The sequence below is a fragment of the Roseofilum capinflatum BLCC-M114 genome (assembly GCF_030068505.1).
GTDB classification, from domain to species: Bacteria; Cyanobacteriota; Cyanobacteriia; order Cyanobacteriales; family Desertifilaceae; genus Roseofilum; species Roseofilum capinflatum.
Genome location: NZ_JAQOSO010000075.1, coordinates 1 through 17,271, shown reverse-complemented (window position 1 = coordinate 17,271; position 17,271 = coordinate 1). Strand labels below are relative to the sequence as shown.

The following is a 17,271-nucleotide window of genomic DNA, read 5'->3' as shown; positions in this document are numbered from 1 at the left end:
GCTAATGAATTAGCGTAGTTTCTAGCGAACGAATCGCACTATTCCCTATTCCCTAGCGCGTTCATGTCCGCGAAGCGGAAAGCGCTGTATCTCTAGAGCGATCGCCGATCCATTCGTTCAATTTTGGGCAATTGTTGAGAATAGTCCTCAATATCCACCCGATCCGTAGAATTAAGACTGGTTTGTTGTAGTTCAGTCAGTAGGGTTTTGCTCTGGAGCAGAAGTTGGCGAATATCTAAGCCTGCGTATTCCGGTTGATAGCGACTGAGGCGGCCGATACCTTCACCGAGTAAAATCATGGCCCCCCGTAAGTTTTGATTGCTCAGATGATAAATACCCACGGCAAGTTGTAAAATGCCTTGATAAAGGGTGCGTTCCGGTTCAGAGGCTTCGAGCCAAATGGCTTCTAGGGTATCGTGACAGGCATAAAATTCTTCTTGGTTGAATTGTTCAATGCCGTGCCAAAATTCAGGGGGCAGTTGATTAGACATGGGATGGGGAGTTACTCAGATTCTCGATCTTCTTGATCCAACTGTTCTTGGATCTCTTCTAAACTATGATGACCAGAGGCGATCGCCCGCGAACAAGTCCAACTACTCGGTAACATAGCTGGCCATCCTTTACGGATCGCTTCTGGACAGATGGCATGAATGGTTAATTGACAATCAATCATCTGTACGCCAGTTTTACAGGCTTGTTTTAAGCTTTGCTTGAGAATTGTATCATTCTTGAATTCTAGGGTTTGGTTGCACTGAACACAGACAATATGATGATGGTGATGGGGATAGGGATGATTTAATTCGTAGTGTTTATGACCTTCTGCCAGTTCCAGTTCCCGAATAATTCCCATTCTGGCCATTAGTTTCACCGTTCGGTAAATGGTTGATAAGCTAATCTTCTCCCCCCTTTGTTTGAGCAAATCGTGGAGTTCTTCCGCGCTCAGATGGTTTCCCCTAGGGAGATTCTGAAAAACATGGAGAATGGTTTCTCGCTGTGGGGTTAAGCGCCAACCTTTAGCGTTGAGTTCAGCCTTGAGGGAGGTGGGAGTATAGAGAGACATGAGAAATTCTCAATAACAGTAGTGTTCTTAAAATTATAAAGCCCCAATTACTGATTTGCAAAAAAGCGCTATTATTGAGAATAACTTGCAATGTAGCTCTAGTGAATATACAATATTGACATTAATTCTTACTTCATTACTGATAACTCAAAGAATCCCCGTCTCTTGAGTCCAGGGATTCCTCAAGCTTTTTAAGCACTTTTATACTCGTCTTTGGATTCTGGTAAAGTAAGGATTTCTACTCCAGTATCAGTAACGGCGATCGTATGCTCAAACTGGGCTGAGAGTTTTCCATCCTGAGTGACGGCTGTCCAATTATCGTCTAAAACCTGAGCCTCATAAGTGCCTTCATTAATCATCGGCTCAATAGTAAACACCATCCCTTTACGCAAGCGTTTTCCTTTTCCTCTGACTCCATAATGGGGAACCTGGGGAGCAGTATGAAATTCGCGGTTAATCCCATGACCGACAAAATCGCGCACCACCGAAAACCCATGAGATTCGGCATACTCTTGAATCGCTGCGCCAATATCGCCAATTCTCCCCCCTGGTTTCACGGCCGCAATCCCGCGCATCATACATTCATAGGTTACCTCGACCAACTTTTTGGCGACAGGTGAAGGAGTGCCGACAAAAAACGTCCGCGATGTATCCCCATAATAGCCATCTAAAATCGGAGTCACATCAATATTAATAATGTCACCGTCCTTGAGCTTTTGTTTGCTATTGGGAATACCATGACAAATGACTTCATTAACACTGGTACAAATAGATTTGGGAAAGCCATGATATCCTAATGGCGCACTAATCGCCCCATGTTCGCGAGTCCATCGCTCGGCTTCATCATTTAATTCTAGGGTACTGACTCCAGGTTGTACCATGGGCGCTAGGTGATCGAGTAACTGACTCGCTAAGATGCCAGCTTTCCGCATTTTGTCGATTTCGCGACGTGATAGCAATACAATTGTTTCGCTTCCCATGTTTCTAATATCTCAAAGGCGATGTCTTCACTATTGATCCATGATACGGGAATGAGTGATGGGGAGATAGGGCGGCTGTTGCATTCTTCCCTAAACTCTCTACATTGCATATCACTCTAGTTGGTTGACTTGGGAATTTTGGGCTAAAATCCCGTACTTGGGAGCGAAAACCATGGCCAGAATAAAGAAAAGGGTTAGGAGTACCACGATCGCCCCTCCTGTGGAGATATCCAGGTGATAGCTCAGATAAGTTCCCAGGATGCACGATAGCACACTACTGGTAATGGAGAGGGCCATCATGCGATCGAAGCGGTCAGTGAGTAAATAGGCTGTTGCTCCTGGAGTCACGAGCATGGCAATCACCAGAATAATCCCTGCCGTTTGCAAAGCGGTGACAATGGTTAACGCTAAAACCGACAGCAGGGTATAATACATCAATTGAATATTCAAGCCGATCGCCTTCGCATGATTGGGATCGAAACAGAACAATAACAAATCCTTGCGCCTCAAGCCAATCACCAGTAAGGTAATAGTCCCTGCGATTAAGGTTTGGATGATATCACTATTGGAAATGCCCAACACATTGCCAAACAGGATGTGAAACAAATCCACATTACTGGGAATTTTGGTAATCAACACTAAGCCAAAGGCAAAAAAACCGGTAAATATAACCCCAATAACGGCATCTTCTTTGAGCCGTGTTTTTGATTGCACATATCCTATCGCCACCGTTGCGCCAAATCCAAACAAGAACGCTCCCACCGCAAAGGGAATATTGAGAGCATAGGCAACCACCACCCCAGGAACCACCGCATGGGAAACCGCATCCCCCATCAGCGACCAGCCTTTGAGGGTAATATAACAGGAGAGTACGGCGCAAACTAAACCGACAAAGGCACTCACCCACAATGCTCGGACTAAAAACCCATATTCTAGGGGTTCAATGAGCCAATCTAAAATAGCTAGGCAATAGGGAATAGGGAATAGGGAATAGGGAATAGTCAAGAATCAGCCTCAAAATTTGGGGACAGAGAGCGCAAACTTTGCACGGGTAAACCGCCAAACGTCATCGCTAGGTTCTCTTGGGTAAAGGTTTCTGCGGTGGTTCCGGAGGCGAGAATGGTTTGATTGATTAAAATGGTGCGATCGCAGAATGTGGATATCGAGGCTAAATCATGGGTAGACACCAGAATCGTGTGTCCCTCGTCGCGCAACTGCATCAGCAAATCAACGATTCGCTTCTCCGTTTTCACATCTACCCCAGTAAACGGCTCATCCAATAAAATCACTTTACCCTCTTGAGCGAGCGATCGCGCCAAAAATGCCCGTTTCTTTTGTCCCCCCGACAGCTCCCCAATTTGCCGATTCCGAAACTCCACCATTCCCACCCGCTCTAAACTTTCCATCACCAAGCGCCGATCTTTGGCGCTCGGAATGCGTAACAGATTCATATAGCCATAGCGCCCCATCATCACCACATCAAACACGCTCACCGGAAAATTCCAGTCCACCTCGTCAGACTGGGGTACATACGCCATTAACTGCCGCTTTTGAGCCATTTCCACCCGCATACCACCCACCCGAATTTGTCCTTCCTTCGGCGGTAAAAAGCCCATAATCGATTTAAACAACGTCGATTTTCCGCCCCCATTCGGCCCCACTAAAGCCGTAATCGTTCCCGGCTCAACGGTGCAGTTGGCATTATAGATTGCCAGCCGAGCATTACTATAAGTCACACTGAGATTATTAACCGTTATATTGAGCAATTCAGTTAAAGATGGCATGGTTTTCTCCAAAACAATGAACAATTAACAATTAACAATTAACAATTAACAATTTTCATGTCGGCGACAGCCGAAACAATTCAATAATTGATCTGGTTTGGGGCAGGTTTACAAAGGTTATGGATAGGAATTGGGGATATTGGTAAACCTGCCCCTACAGATTACTCATTACTCCTTAACAATCCCTCCGTAATCAGTTGCACATCATATTCGAGCAACTCTAAAAATGTCGGCACGGGGCCATCTGCCGTAGACAGAGAATCAACATAGAGATTGCCACCAAACCTTGCGCCTGTGGTTTGCGCCACTTGCTTTTGTCCTTTATCATTCACCGTCGTTTCACAAAAAATTGCTGGAATTTGCTTGCTTTTCACGCGATCGATTACGCCTGATACTTGTTTGGGCGTAAACTGTTGCTCAGAATTAATCGGCCAGATATAAATTTCATTCATCCCATAATCACGGGCTAGATAAGAAAAAGCCCCTTCACAAGTGACTAAATAGCGTTGATTTTCCGGAACTTTTTCGATCGCTTCCCGCAATCTTTGGTCAATGGCTTTCAGTTTTTCGCTATAGGCCGCTGCATTGGTGTTATAGGTTTCGGCGTTGTCTGGATCGAGGGTAACAAACGCTTGGCGGATATTTTCCACATAAATCAGGGCGTTTTGGGGAGACATCCAAGCGTGGGGATTGGGTTTGTCGGTGTAGGGGCCTTCAGCAATGGGGATGGGTTCAATCCCTTCTGTTAAGAGGACAGAGGGCACATCTTCTAGGTTGCCTAAAAATTGCTCGAACCAGCGCTCTAGGTTCATGCCGTTATATAAAATCAGGTCAGCCTCTTGCGCTTGGGTGAGGTCGCTGGGGGTGGGTTCGTAACCGTGGATTTCTGCACCGATGCGGGTGATGGACTCAACAGTGAGTTTATCTCCGGCGATGTTTTGAGCGATGTCGGCCAGAACGGTAAAGGTGGTGAGGACTTTCTTTTTGTTTTCAGTTTCTCCAGGGACGGAGGCTGAGGTTTCAGGGGTTGAGTTGAGGGTAGGGGGGACTGTACTTGTACAGCTTGTTAACCCTACGGTGAGGACAAGACCGGCGATCGCCATTAGAGTTCTGGGATAGGAAAGGAGAGACATGGAGACATCTGTCCAGTTAATTTTCATAATTGTTTCATCTTTCATATTTATATCATAATTGTTTCATCTGCGATCGAGAACTCCCCGATCTCCCTCCAGTAGTGACTTCGTTTTGCGGTACAATGATTTCGATTAAGGGATTCAAGGATTTAATTGCTGTTTCTGTGCCTGAACTTACCGATCTCGAACAACTCTCAACTGCCCTCTCGTCGCCGAATGGGAAAACCCAACTGAAAACCATTGAGACTCTCACCACTTTGGGGAGTTCGGGGGAACAGGTGCTGATGGATTTTTTGGCCAAGAGCGATCGCCGTCATCCCACTTGGGTACAAGGAACGGCGTTCCTGAAGCTGAGAACGTCTGAATCGGCTGCTGTACAAGAGTTTCTCAATCGTGAATTTCCCCAAGGGGTGGTTCCCTTAAACACCGATCGCGATGTGGATTACAGTCCCCTACAAGCGCTGTTAATTGAACAAAAGTTTTTAGAGGGCGATCGGCTCACCCTGTTAAAAATGTGTGAACTTGCCGGAGAAAGCGCCATGACTCGCAAATGGCTCTATTTCTCAGAAGTGAATCAATTCCCCCGCACCGATTTACGCACCATTAATACCCTATGGCTCGTCTATTCCGAGGGAAAATTTGGCTTCTCCGTACAACGGGAGATTTGGTTATCCTTGGGCAAAAACTGGGATAAACTTTGGCCCAAAATCCAATGGCGCACGGGTAAAACTTGGACAAGGTATCCGAGCGAATTTATCTGGGATTTAACCGCTCCCAAGGGCCATTTACCGCTCACCAACCAACTGCGAGGGGTACGAGTGATGGATTCCCTGCTGTCCCATCCCGCTTGGACAGATTACAACATAGATTAAAATACAGATTAAAACAGGGAACAGTTGTAGCATTTGGTTTTAGATTTGAGGCTCTTGGGGGTTGACCGGTTAAGATTGCAGACTCAATTTGGGTAGGCCGGGAAATAGCACGGATTCGACTTCGGCTAAGGCTCGATCGAAGTCATCATTAACGATTTGCACGTCAAACTCATCGGCGGCGGCAATTTCGGTGGTGGCGCGGTTGAGACGGCGTTTAATGGCTTCTGGGGATTCGCTTTGGCGATCGCGTAATCTGCGTTCTAATTCGGGCATCGATGGCGGTAAAATAAACAGCCTCATAGCTTGAGGAAAGGAGGCGCGAATCTGCCGAGCGCCTTCTAATTCAATTTCGAGTAAGACTAGGGTTCCTTGCTTGACTTTCTCCTCCACGGTTTGCCGAGGCGTGCCATAATAGTTACCGGCAAATTGGGCCCATTCCAAGAGTTGCTCCCCAGCAATTAAGTCTTGAAACTGGTCTGGAGTGACAAAAAAATAATCTTGACCGTCCACTTCTCCGGGCCGAGGGGAACGGGTGGTCATGGAAACCGACAGATAGATGTCTGGATGGCGCTTGAGCAGCGATCGCACCAAAGTCCCCTTACCCACCCCACTCGGGCCCGTAATTACCACTAATTTTCCTGTCTCAACCGCTTGTATCATTCCCAATCTATTCTGAGTGTTATCGTCTGCTCCCTCAAGGTTCCCGGTTACCCTTTTGGGAGGTAAACCGGTGGGAAACCGTTTCCGGTTGAATCGCAGATAGCACGATATGGCCTGAATCCATAATTATCACAGCACGGGTGCGTCTACCATAGGTTGCATCGATTAATTCTTGGCGATCGCGACATTCGGCGATCGTTCGTTTAATCGGTGCTGACTCTGGAGTAACGATCGCAATCACTCGATTGGCATTAATAATATTACCAAATCCAATATTAATCAGTTGAACCATAGGAAGATGGGGAGATGGGGCGCTGGCGCTCCCTGAGCGGAGTCGCCTGAGCGGAGTCGAAGGAAGCCGATTGATTAAAGATTCAGTTTATTATACATTAGTATCTATAGCACGTATCTATAGCGCTACGCGCTACTCTGAGGTTCAAGGTTAAATCCTCAAACCGTGAGGATGACGACCTATTCCCTATTCCCCATTCCCTATTCCCTATTCCCTATGCCTCCCCGTTGGCCTCGAAAACCCGACCGTAACGACCCAGACTATCGCCGCTTAGATGACCGGATGAACTTTGCTCTCCATGTAGCGATTTATCTGGCAATCAATTCCGGACTCTGGTTTGTGCATCAAATTAAGCCCGATACCCTTCTCTGGCTAACTTGGTTTAGTCTAGGCTGGTTGGGTCTCCTGGCGCTCCATGGCATCTTTATTTTTGCGATCGCCGACTACTCCCCCTCTTCGAGTCCCAAATAATTTCCCCTCATCCCCCTGCCCCCTTCTCCCGTGGGAGAGGGATATAGGGAGAGGGCAAACATCAATTCAACTTAAACCTTAATCGTTATTGATGTCATTCCCAGTAAACTGCCCAATTAACCAGGAAACCAGGGATAAAACAATTGAGCCAAATACAGCCGGAAAGAACCCGGATACGGTAAATCCAGGGGTAAAATAGCCGACTAAAGATAGAGAAATGGCGTTAACCACCAATAAGAACAAGCCTAAAGTGAGAATGGTTAACGGCAAGGTGAGAAGGGTTAAAATGGGCTTGACAATGGCATTGACTAACCCCATGACAATCGCTCCCACGGCCGCTGCCTGCCAACTGGCGATCGCCAAACCAGGGACAATATAGGCAGTGATCGCCAGGGCGATCGCCGCTAAAGCCCAAGTGAGAAAAAAGTTAATCATAATCTCAAACATCTAACATTTGGACTTGGGTTCTATAATACCACCTCTGAAACAGTTGTCATGGCGATCTATAGAGCAAATCTTAATTAATACCAGAAGGGCAATGGAGGGGTTTTAAGTTAGCACTTTTAGCCCACTCCCTTTGCTCCTCTCCCGATCCATTGCTGACGATCGCTTGCTTAACCAAAACTAACATTCTGTTGAGTTCAAATTAAAGCTATGCATAAACGCATCAATGATTAATTACCCCAACAGTGTAAAATGCTCGGACGTGCTGCCGGTTGGGGAAAGATATTTGCCCAGTCCGCTTGGCGCTTTTGGGGAGATTCTGTGCTTAAATTCCAGAGGGTTTCATAGAAAAAGAAGGATACCCCGGCAAATTTTCCTTTTCTAACTTCAGTCACTTGTTGTTCAATTTGGCTCATGGGAACGGAGCGGTTTTTCAATCCCGTTAATACTCCAATTCCGACCGGAATATGATCTAAGGCAACTTGTACTTCTGGTCGCTTGAGTTCCATTTGAAACCGATCGAGGTCATCTCGATAGATTTGAATTAATAACTCTTCTACAAACCCTTGTCGCTCCCAGCTAAACCAATCCTGAAGATAGCGACTATAGGCAAAATGTTGGGGATTGGGAGACAGAGAAATAATGGCATCGGGGCGTTTACTTTTGACGGCGGCAAAAATTCGCGCCATAACTGTAGTGATGCGATCGGCTCTCCAGCGTATCCAGGCTGCATCCTCTGGATTATCTGGAGGCAATTGGCCGTTATGTTCTGATTGATATAATTGACGGGTATAGGCATCATAGCCCAACTCTACGGGCAAGCCAAAATGATCGTCTAACTGAATCCCATCAATATCATAGTGGGTGACTAATTCCGTCACCAAATCCACCATCAACTGCTGCACTTGGGGATGAACCGGATTTAACCAAACTCTTGGGTGAATTCCCTGCATCACGACTTGGGAACCATCGGCACGGTTCGTGATCCAGTCTGGATGACGCTTGGCTAACTCGGACTCGGCTGGAGCCATAAATCCAAACTCCAACCAGGGTATCACGCTCATTCCCCGTTTATGGCCTTCCTCGATCGCCTCTTTGAGCATATCCCTCCTCTGTAAACCGGGGATATTCAGTACCGCACGTCCTGTGACTTCCTCTCCCACTGCACTCGGATAGAGGGTATAGCCCTCATTCCAAACTGTGGGATAAAGGGTATTAAAATGGAGTCGATCCAGTCGTTCTAGAGCATCCGTGAGGCGATCGCTCGAAAACAACACATCGCTATCCACATTGGTCAACCATACCCCGCGCAACTCTGTAGCGGGTAGGGTTCGAGACTGGGAAACTGCTGGAACCCCAGCCAAAACCCAGGCCAAAATTAGACTCATCAACCCAGCAAGTACAATGCTCTTCCTTAGCCGATGACGAAACCATCGCCCTATAGAGGCTCCCCCATTGACAGATACCATGGTGTCAATCCTGGGGCAATAACGATTTAATTTTATCCACAAACTCTTGATGATCGATCACTGGTTTGGAGATATAGCCATCCGCTCCACTCTGTTGAAGAAAATTCTCGCGATCGCCCTGCATCGCATGGGCAGTCACTAGAATAATCGGAATTCCTGATGTAGTATCATCCCCTTTAATCATTTGAGTAATTTTAATCCCATCCACAGATTTCCCCTGATACATGCTATTGGCTAGGGACACATCCATCAAAATAATATCCGCTTCCTTGCGGCTGACGATCTCCATAACCTCATCCACATTTTCGGTATGCTTAACATTGAGTCCACCACGTTTCGTGAGGATTTTGGAGAAAACCCGCGCATTAATGGGATCATCTTCTACGATTAGAACAGTTTTCATGATCGATTCTCTTAATTTTCAACTCCAGAATACATAAAGGCTCAGAGTCCCAGTTGCTAGATTGCTTGGCTAGATACTACTGTCTAGATACTACCGTATGAGTGTATGAGACAACCCCTGCTCTTGCATAGATAGAGAGGAATGAGAAATAGATTGAGCTGCCCATCTCCCCCTAATTGCCGTGTTCCACCGTTACCGAGCCGATTCTAACCATGCTCACCTACCCGATCTCACTTAGATTCATTGTGCCCCACATCCGTTACATTTGGTATTCAGGTTTTCTCTCCTATTTTACAAGAGAAAGACAACAAACCCGAATTGATGGGGCGATAATGCTCCGCATCACTGGCGCGAACGCTGGCCCTTTTTGGCCATCTTTAGTCAGTCAGGTGTACCCTGAAAACTTACCTGAAACCCCATTCTCCATCCTGAGTTCACCTTACCTTCATTCAACCCATGGCTAAACAACTGCGACTTTTCCAAAGCGAACAAATTATTCCCACTGCCTTACATACCGAAATGGAGAGGTCTTATCTGGAATATGCCATGAGTGTAATTGTTGGCCGTGCCCTCCCAGATGTCCGGGATGGGTTAAAACCGGTTCATCGGCGTATTTTATATGCCATGCATGAATTGGGATTAACCCCCGATCGCCCCTATCGTAAATGTGCAAGGGTAGTTGGTGATGTGTTGGGTAAATATCATCCCCATGGGGATCAGGCAGTCTATGATGCCCTGGTGCGGATGGTGCAAGATTTTTCCTGCCGCTATCCTTTGCTTGCCGGTCATGGTAATTTCGGCTCGGTGGATAACGATCCCCCCGCAGCCATGCGCTACACGGAAACGCGCCTCTCCCCCATTAGTCATGAGAGTTTATTGGCGGAAATTAGTGAGTCTACGGTCGATTTTATTCCCAACTTCGATAACTCCCAAGCGGAACCGGTGGTGCTACCCGCCCAATTACCGATTTTACTGCTCAATGGCTGTTCGGGGATTGCGGTGGGGATGGCGACGAATATTCCGCCCCATAATTTGGGGGAAATTGTCGATGGGTTAATTGCTCTGATTGATAACCCAGAATTGTCGGATGAGAAGTTGATGCAGAAGATTCCCGCCCCGGATTTTCCCACGGGTGGGGTGATTGTGGATCGAGAAGGGATAAGGAGTGCTTATCTCAATGGTAAAGGCAGTATTCCCATGCGCGGGGTGGCCACAATTGAGAAAATTCAACCAGGGAAACGTAAGCGCATCCGCGATTGTATCATCGTGACGGAGTTGCCCTATCAGGTGAATAAGGCGGGATGGATTGAGAAAGTGGCCGATTTGGTCAATCATGGAAAGTTAGACGGAATTTCGGATATTCGGGATGAGAGCGATCGCTCTGGAATGCGGGTGGTGTTGGAGCTGAAAACGGATGCTAAACCGAGTGAAGTGTTGGCCCATCTCTATCATCAAACACCGTTGCAAACCAATTTTGGGGCGATTTTTTTGGCCCTGGTGAATGGGACTCCCCAGCAGTTGAGTTTGCGGGAAGTGCTGCAAGAGTTCCTCAAGTTTCGGGAGCAGACTCTAACGCGCCAATATAGCCATGAGTTGGAGCAAACGCGCAAACGGTGTCATATTCTGGAAGGGTTATTATTGGCTTTGCAAAATTTGGATCGGGCGATCGCCATTCTCAGAAATGCAGCCGATGGCACAACGGCAAAAGCTCAATTGCAAAAAGCACTCAAGTTACAACCCGCTCAAGCGGATGCTCTGTTAGCCATGCCGATGCGTCGGTTAACCGGGTTAGAGCGACAAAATTTACAAACTGAATTTGACCAACTGACTCAACGCATCCAAGACTTAGAGCAATTGCTCAATGAGCGATCGGAATTGCTCAAGTCTTTGAAAAAAGAACTGCGGAGCCTCAAGCGTCGCTATGATAATCCCCGACGCACGCGCCTTCAAACCTCGAATCAGGGGACTTCTGCTCCGGTCTCCCCAGGTTCGAGAAGTCAGGCAAAGTCCAGTACATCTCAAGGATCATCAAACCCTTCCAAACGTACCCGAAAGTCGAAATCTTCTGCTCGTCAGGAACAGAAGATGAATGAATTATCTTTATCTCTGGAAATGAGTTATCTGGAGGTTACTTATGGGGGATATGTTCGCCGGGTTCCTGAACTGAGTGCGGAAGCAGGTGAGGGAATGGCTTCGGCTCTGAGTTGTTATCGAGCCGGAGCGGATGCGGATTTATTGCTGCTGACAGTCGATGGCAAAGCTTATGGGGTGAAGGTGGGCCAAGTGCCGACAAGTAGCAATTCCCAAGGTATTCCCCTGAATAGTTTAGTGCCCCATAGTGGCACGGGACAACCGCCGGATGTGGCGGCTCAGTTTGTGCTGACGGAGTATGGGGGCAATCGCGATTTGGTCTTGGTGACGGAGGAAGGACGGATTAAACGGTTGCCGTTGGCGGAGTTTGCCAACCTGCGAGCCAGTGGCTTAACGGCGCTGAAGTTGAAAGAGGGCGATCGCCTCAACACTGTATATTTATCAGAGCCGGGGTCACAATTATTGTTGGCAACATCGGGCGGCCGGATCTTGCGCCTGGATATGAATTCGGAACAAGTGCCAGTTTTAGGGCGCACAGCTCAGGGTTATCAAGCCCTGAGATTACGGAAACAGGAGCAGTTAGTCGGTTGTGTGGTGGCTCGTCCCCAGGATCAGATCCTGTTGGTGTCCGAGATGGGATTCGGGAAACGGGTTCCGGTGGAAGTCATTCGCCAAGGAAACCGGGGAGATATTGGTACACAGGCTCTACAATTTACCCAACGCAGCGATCGCATGGTGGGTATGGTGTTAGCGCCCACGGGGGGCCAAGTGCAAGCAGTCAGCAGCAGTCAACGGTTTTGGCGCTTAGAGGTGGATAAGGTGGAAGAGATGGGTAAGGATGGAACCGGCGATCGGTTGTTTAAGTTACAGGCTCAGGAAACCCTCAAGGGTGTTTATCTGTTGGAGAGGCCGCGATCGAAGTAGGTCAACGTCAGCAAATATGCAACAATTATCTCTACCTCTGGAAATCCCCAATTCTAAATCTGCTCCTAACAATTGGTTTGAACAGCTCTTAGCCACTCTGAGCATCAACCCAGAGAAAAACTGGGGCGATCGGTTTGGTCAATCCCTGCGTCAATATTTACAATCCCAAAACATAGATCCAGTTAAAACCCTGAGTCTATTTTCTGGCGGTGGCGGTCTAGATATTGGCTTTCATGATGCTGGATTTGATATTGTTCATATGGTTGAGCTAGAGTCTAAATACATTCAAACCCTCGAAAAAAATTCTCAACCTGGACAATGGTTAGAAGGCTCTCAACCCATTTGTACAGATATCAGAACTTTTGTTCCAGACCGCGATCTGAAGGTGGACTTTATCATCGGTGGCCCACCTTGCCAAACCTTTTCTGCTGCTGGACGCAGAGCCTCTGGAGTCACTGGCACAAACGAAAGTAGAGGACGACTTTTTGAAGAATATGTGCGCCTCTTAAAACGGCTTCAACCTAAAGGATTTTTGTTTGAGAATGTATCAGGAATCCTAGGAGCCAATCAAGGACAAGCCTGGAAGCTGATTCAAGACGCTTTTCGAGACGTTGGCTATAAGCTTTATTTTCGCATTTTAGATGCTGCCGACTATGGAGTAGCCCAACATCGAGAGCGTTTATTTATTGTCGGACTACAAGAAGGAGAGTATTTATTTCCTTATCCGACTCACGGGTTTGACTCTCTTAATGCTCGACCTTATTACTCTGCGTATGAGGCAGTTCAAGGGGCTGATTCTTCAGAGCAATCGTTAAGTTTAGGTGGAAAATTTGGTCATTTATTAGACAATATTCCTCCCGGACTGAATTATAGTTTTTATACGCAAGAAATGGGATATCCCCATCCAATCTTTAGTTGGCGATCGAAATTTTCAGACTTCCTTTATAAAGCCGATCCCGATCGCCCCGTCCGAACTATTAAGGCAAAAGGAGGCCAGTATACAGGCCCTTTTAGTTGGGAAAACCGAAAATTTTCTATCGCTGAGTTAAAACGTCTACAAACTATTCCTGATGACTATCAAATTATTGGCAGTAGACAAGTGGCAGTTGAGCAAATTGGTAATTCAGTTCCACCTCAATTAGCGAGAATTCTGGCTCTGAGTATTTTAGATCAAGCCCTGGGTAAGAAATTACCTTTTCAAATTGCTTATTTGAACTCTAATCAACCTTTAAGCTTTAGAAAACGCAAAAGAGAATTAACCAAGATTTACGCTCAAAAAGCTAAATCAGCTATTTCAGAACTATTAGAAGAAGGAAAAATTGCAGGAGTCGATCCTTCTGGTTATCAGTGTAAAAAGCAATCAGTCAGGTTTCTATCTATGACGACTTTCTCATGGACAGAAGAAAAAGTCGATCAAAGTTTTCCCATTTATCTGAATTATGACTTAAATTCCTCTGACTGGAAAATTACCGCCAGCATTCATAATGAGGTGGATGAGAGAGATAAGTTTTGGATTGATATTTGTCCCTGTTCGGGCGATCGGGATTGGGTTTTAAGTACAAAATCAGTTAGATTGTCTGGTAAGCAACTTGATAAAAGGCTGTTTACTTCTCTTTGGAAAGCTTTTGAAGAAAAGGTTACTGAAGCTACCGGTAAAGCCGATTTAGTCCAACTCTCTGGCTATTATCAGTATAAGCCTCGTATCAGTGGAATCATGAGTTTCTGTCCTCAGATTAAGGTGGATGTGTTTTGGCATGTAATTCAATGGGTAACCCAAGGTATTGGTACGGGAACTCAACTGAGTACGAAAGATTTGGCTAACGATTGGGATGTAAATTTAGAAGACATTTTAGATTACTTAAAACCTCTAAAATCGATAGGTTATGAAGTGAGAAGTCATAATACTAATCCCCAAATCCCTGTCAATTATTATTTAATCCCTTATGCTTTTCCCACCCTAAATCCAAAGAGCGTTCAACTTCACAAAAATTTATGATTTAGCTATGAGTGAATTATATTTAAGAGTTTACACGAATAAAAGCGAGCTAGTTCTCCCAGATGGAAGTGTGCAAACCTTTGATGAAGGAGAAATGAGTCAATCTGCACAGTTACGATATCAAAAAATATCAGAAGAATTGTCTAAGGATTATTTAGAAAGACAAATTTTAATTTGTAGAGATCGGTGTTCCGATCTTGATTTTTCACAATTAAGACAAGAACATCAGGATCTATTGGAGCGACTACTGAAATCAGTCACCAGTGAGGTGGGTAGAGCTTTAGTGGGACTGACTATACTACAGCTCTGTGTTAAATCGATTGAACCCAAACAAAATATTAGATTACATAAGGGCAGTAAAAGCACAAGGGATTTTTCTTGGCGCGATGGAATTTCGATGCGTTCTCTTGATAAACGATATATTACACCTGTGCTGAGAAAGTATGAATTGCTAAGACTCAATGCTGATGGTTTTATGATGACTCGAAGTCTAGCTGAAAATTATCCATATTCGAGAGTTTATAAGGCGAAGATAAGGGGTGCGCGTTTTGAATGGATCAGTATTGTTGATGCGATAGAGGAAGAAGACCTTGATCCCGCGTTGGGATTACAATACTTGTTATCTCAGTTACTCAACCAAGCAGATAATTTTAGGCAATTGTCTATAAAAATAGCAGATAATCTTAACCTATTTTTAGACTCAACACTTATTAATCAGAAAATAGGTTTTGATTTAATCACAGAACATATTAGCCGCTCGGATTATGCCGCTCGGTTAATGGAAGTTGCTATGCATAGTTTGATGCAAGCTGTGCAAGAATATGAGGGGTTTCCGAATGGTTCTTTAAGACCTCTGTCCCAAATGCGATCGGCGAATAAAAAACAGGGTAATCTTGGTGATATTGAGCTTTTGGAAGATGGAGAGGTGATAGAAGCTTGGGATGCTAAATATGGTAAATCGTATTTAAGAGATGAGATTGAAGAGTTATCTGAAAAATTGGCCGTAATTTCTACGGTTAGACGAGCGGGTTTTGTTACGAGTGTTGAACCTGAACGACTGGAGGAGTTGAACTCAAGATGTGAGGAACTTGAACAGATCTATGGGGTATCCATTCAGGTGTTAAGGTTAGAGCAGTGGATTGAAGAACAGTTTAAGGTTGCGACTACGCTAGAAGAGGAACTGGCGAGTGCTTGGCTCAAAGCTTATGTAGAATCTTTGGCACAGCAACGTAGAGAGATGGCTCCGATTGACGAGCCTTGTTATCAGTGGCTGCTAAGATTAGATGAAATTTTAATGGAAAAATTAGTAAATTAAGGTCGCCTTAACACTGCATATTTATCAGAGCCAGGGTCACAATTATTGTTAGCAACATCGGGAGGCCGGATCTTGCGCCTGGATCTGAATTCAGAACAAGTGCCAGTTTTAGGGCGCACAGCTCAGGGTTATCAAGCCCTGAGATTACGAAAACAGGAGCAGTTAGTCGGTTGTGTAGTGGCTCGTCCCCAGGATCAGATCCTGTTAGTGTCTGAGAGTTGTTTAAGTTACAGGCTCAGGAAACCCTCAAATCAGTTTACCTGTTGGAGAGGCCGCGATCGCAGTAGGTCTTCTCTTGAGGGAGAGATTGACAAGTTACTCACTCGACTTGGCAGGAAGAAAGCAGGACTTTAGTGGATTTATAGTTGTTCTAAATAAGAATGGTACAACACGATATATATACAACGACGGTAGCGGTTTCCAAAATTGGCTATAATAGACACAACTTAGATGATTCGATGGTTTAATATATGAAAATAATTAACAAAAATCAATTAACAAGTGACTTGTCCAATGTGTTGCGACGGGTTGAGGTAGAAGGGGAAGAAGTTTTAGTCACTGATGGCGATCAACCGATTATTACCATTTCTCCCTATAAGAAATCAATCCCAACTTCAGAGTTATTCAAAAATATGCGCGGGAAAGTTAAATATTTTGAAGACCTAACCAACTCAACAACTGAAGAATGGCAGGAAATATAAAAATTGTTCTGGATACTTGTGCTTTGATTTGGTGGAGTTTAGATCCTGCTCACCTTTCTCCCAAAGCTAAACAAGCAATCGATCGCATGGAACAGGATAAAAATGGACTGATTTCATCCATATCAATTTGGGAAATTGCTATCAAAATTAAAAACAATAAATTAGACTTGGGTGTGGATATTGATGAGTATATTGCCACGTTAAAAAAGTCTGATGTTATTCGTTTCGTCCCGATAGATGAAGAAATTTGGCTAGACAGTGTGCGATTATCATGGGATCATCGAGATCCAGCAGATAGAGTCATTGTTGCCATGGCTCAAGCAAATCAAGCTCCTATTATTACCGCAGATCGAAAAATAGCTGATTTCTATTCGCCCGTTGTTTGGTAAGAATATCACGGTCTTTATCATAGAGTATAGATAAGGCAGGCGATAGCGTAGATGAAATTTTAATGGAAAAATTAGTAAGTTAAGGTAAATTTTCAATTCTTGATTGTGTGAGATAATATCAAGTCCGGTTAAACAGTTGTCATTGCGACCGCAGGGAAGCATTCGCGCTTCGCGCAAGCTTCGCTAACGCTACAATTAGCGAGATGGTTGAGATTGCTTCATTCCACTGCGTTCCATTCGTTATAGTCGATGAGGTAGTCACCTACCCCACCTCTACTTCAAAACCG

At 45.3% G+C, this 17,271-nt stretch carries 19 protein-coding genes; 8 read left to right on the top strand and 11 right to left on the bottom strand.

Going from position 1 to position 17,271, the window contains the following annotated elements; all coding sequences use genetic code 11:
* Nucleotides 1-92: 92 nt before the first annotated feature.
* The 6 genes from PMG25_RS13255 to PMG25_RS13230 form a co-directional block, all read right to left on the bottom strand.
* Nucleotides 93-491: a DUF309 domain-containing protein gene (locus PMG25_RS13255; RefSeq protein WP_283767375.1), complete on the bottom strand. Its 399-nt coding sequence runs from the start codon at nt 489-491 to the stop codon at nt 93-95.
* A gap of 11 nt (nt 492-502) precedes the next feature.
* On the bottom strand, nt 503-1,060 hold the full coding sequence (locus PMG25_RS13250) for a Fur family transcriptional regulator (protein WP_283767374.1): 558 nt from the start codon (nt 1,058-1,060) through the stop codon (nt 503-505).
* 191 nt (nt 1,061-1,251) lie between these two features.
* On the bottom strand, nt 1,252-2,040 hold the full coding sequence (map, locus tag PMG25_RS13245) for a type I methionyl aminopeptidase (protein ID WP_283767373.1): 789 nt from the start codon (nt 2,038-2,040) through the stop codon (nt 1,252-1,254).
* A 111-nt stretch (nt 2,041-2,151) separates the two neighbouring features.
* The gene (locus tag PMG25_RS13240; protein ID WP_283767372.1) at nt 2,152-3,045 is read right to left on the bottom strand and encodes a metal ABC transporter permease; all 894 of its coding nucleotides are present in this window, start codon (nt 3,043-3,045) and stop codon (nt 2,152-2,154) included.
* Nucleotides 3,042-3,824: a metal ABC transporter ATP-binding protein gene (locus PMG25_RS13235; protein ID WP_283767371.1), complete on the bottom strand. Its 783-nt coding sequence runs from the start codon at nt 3,822-3,824 to the stop codon at nt 3,042-3,044. Before PMG25_RS13235 ends, PMG25_RS13240 begins: the two co-directional genes overlap by 4 nt.
* 161 nt (nt 3,825-3,985) lie before the next feature.
* Nucleotides 3,986-5,002: a metal ABC transporter substrate-binding protein gene (locus tag PMG25_RS13230; RefSeq protein WP_283767370.1), complete on the bottom strand. Its 1,017-nt coding sequence runs from the start codon at nt 5,000-5,002 to the stop codon at nt 3,986-3,988.
* A 77-nt stretch (nt 5,003-5,079) separates the two neighbouring features.
* Between PMG25_RS13230 and PMG25_RS13225 the strand changes: the two genes are divergently transcribed.
* Nucleotides 5,080-5,829: a GUN4 domain-containing protein gene (locus tag PMG25_RS13225; RefSeq protein WP_283767369.1), complete on the top strand. Its 750-nt coding sequence runs from the start codon at nt 5,080-5,082 to the stop codon at nt 5,827-5,829.
* Nucleotides 5,830-5,898: 69 nt separating this feature from the next.
* On the opposite strand, the gene gmk is transcribed toward PMG25_RS13225, so the two are convergent.
* On the bottom strand, nt 5,899-6,489 hold the full coding sequence (gene gmk / locus PMG25_RS13220; RefSeq protein ID WP_347178827.1) for a guanylate kinase: 591 nt from the start codon (nt 6,487-6,489) through the stop codon (nt 5,899-5,901).
* Nucleotides 6,490-6,523: 34 nt separating this feature from the next.
* On the bottom strand, nt 6,524-6,781 hold the full coding sequence (gene remA / locus PMG25_RS13215) for an extracellular matrix/biofilm regulator RemA (protein ID WP_283767367.1): 258 nt from the start codon (nt 6,779-6,781) through the stop codon (nt 6,524-6,526).
* Between the two features lie 216 nt (nt 6,782-6,997).
* Between remA and PMG25_RS13210 the strand changes: the two genes are divergently transcribed.
* A complete protein-coding gene (locus PMG25_RS13210) occupies nt 6,998-7,252 on the top strand; it encodes a 2TM domain-containing protein (RefSeq protein ID WP_347178828.1) in 255 nt (84 codons plus the stop codon).
* A 78-nt stretch (nt 7,253-7,330) separates the two neighbouring features.
* On the opposite strand, the gene PMG25_RS13205 is transcribed toward PMG25_RS13210, so the two are convergent.
* From PMG25_RS13205 to PMG25_RS13195, 3 genes are all read right to left on the bottom strand, one after another.
* A complete protein-coding gene (locus PMG25_RS13205; protein WP_283767366.1) occupies nt 7,331-7,687 on the bottom strand; it encodes a phage holin family protein in 357 nt (118 codons plus the stop codon).
* 239 nt (nt 7,688-7,926) lie between these two features.
* On the bottom strand, nt 7,927-9,165 hold the full coding sequence (locus PMG25_RS13200) for a glycoside hydrolase family 10-like protein (RefSeq protein ID WP_283767365.1): 1,239 nt from the start codon (nt 9,163-9,165) through the stop codon (nt 7,927-7,929).
* Nucleotides 9,166-9,169: 4 nt separating this feature from the next.
* Nucleotides 9,170-9,568 carry a response regulator gene (locus PMG25_RS13195; protein ID WP_283767364.1) on the bottom strand — a complete coding sequence of 133 codons (399 nt, stop codon included), beginning with the start codon at nt 9,566-9,568 and terminating at the stop codon, nt 9,170-9,172.
* 456 nt (nt 9,569-10,024) lie between these two features.
* On the opposite strand from PMG25_RS13195, the gene PMG25_RS13190 reads away from it, so the two are divergent.
* The 6 genes from PMG25_RS13190 to PMG25_RS13170 all read left to right on the top strand — a co-directional run bounded on the left by PMG25_RS13190 (nt 10,025) and on the right by PMG25_RS13170 (nt 16,984).
* Nucleotides 10,025-12,583, top strand: coding sequence for a DNA gyrase/topoisomerase IV subunit A (locus PMG25_RS13190; protein ID WP_283767363.1), 2,559 nt, complete (start codon nt 10,025-10,027; stop codon nt 12,581-12,583).
* 16 nt (nt 12,584-12,599) lie between these two features.
* On the top strand, nt 12,600-14,579 hold the full coding sequence (locus PMG25_RS13185) for a DNA cytosine methyltransferase (protein ID WP_283767362.1): 1,980 nt from the start codon (nt 12,600-12,602) through the stop codon (nt 14,577-14,579).
* Between the two features lie 7 nt (nt 14,580-14,586).
* On the top strand, nt 14,587-15,894 hold the full coding sequence (locus PMG25_RS13180) for a hypothetical protein (protein ID WP_283767361.1): 1,308 nt from the start codon (nt 14,587-14,589) through the stop codon (nt 15,892-15,894).
* Nucleotides 15,895-15,939: 45 nt separating this feature from the next.
* A complete protein-coding gene (locus tag PMG25_RS24480) occupies nt 15,940-16,248 on the top strand; it encodes a DNA gyrase C-terminal beta-propeller domain-containing protein (protein ID WP_347178826.1) in 309 nt (102 codons plus the stop codon).
* A gap of 116 nt (nt 16,249-16,364) precedes the next feature.
* A complete protein-coding gene (locus PMG25_RS13175) occupies nt 16,365-16,595 on the top strand; it encodes a hypothetical protein (RefSeq protein WP_283754883.1) in 231 nt (76 codons plus the stop codon).
* Nucleotides 16,580-16,984, top strand: a complete 405-nt coding sequence (locus PMG25_RS13170; protein WP_283763957.1) for a type II toxin-antitoxin system VapC family toxin — start codon at nt 16,580-16,582, stop codon at nt 16,982-16,984. Before PMG25_RS13175 ends, PMG25_RS13170 begins: the two co-directional genes overlap by 16 nt.
* The last annotated feature ends 287 nt before the right edge of the window (nt 16,985-17,271 follow it).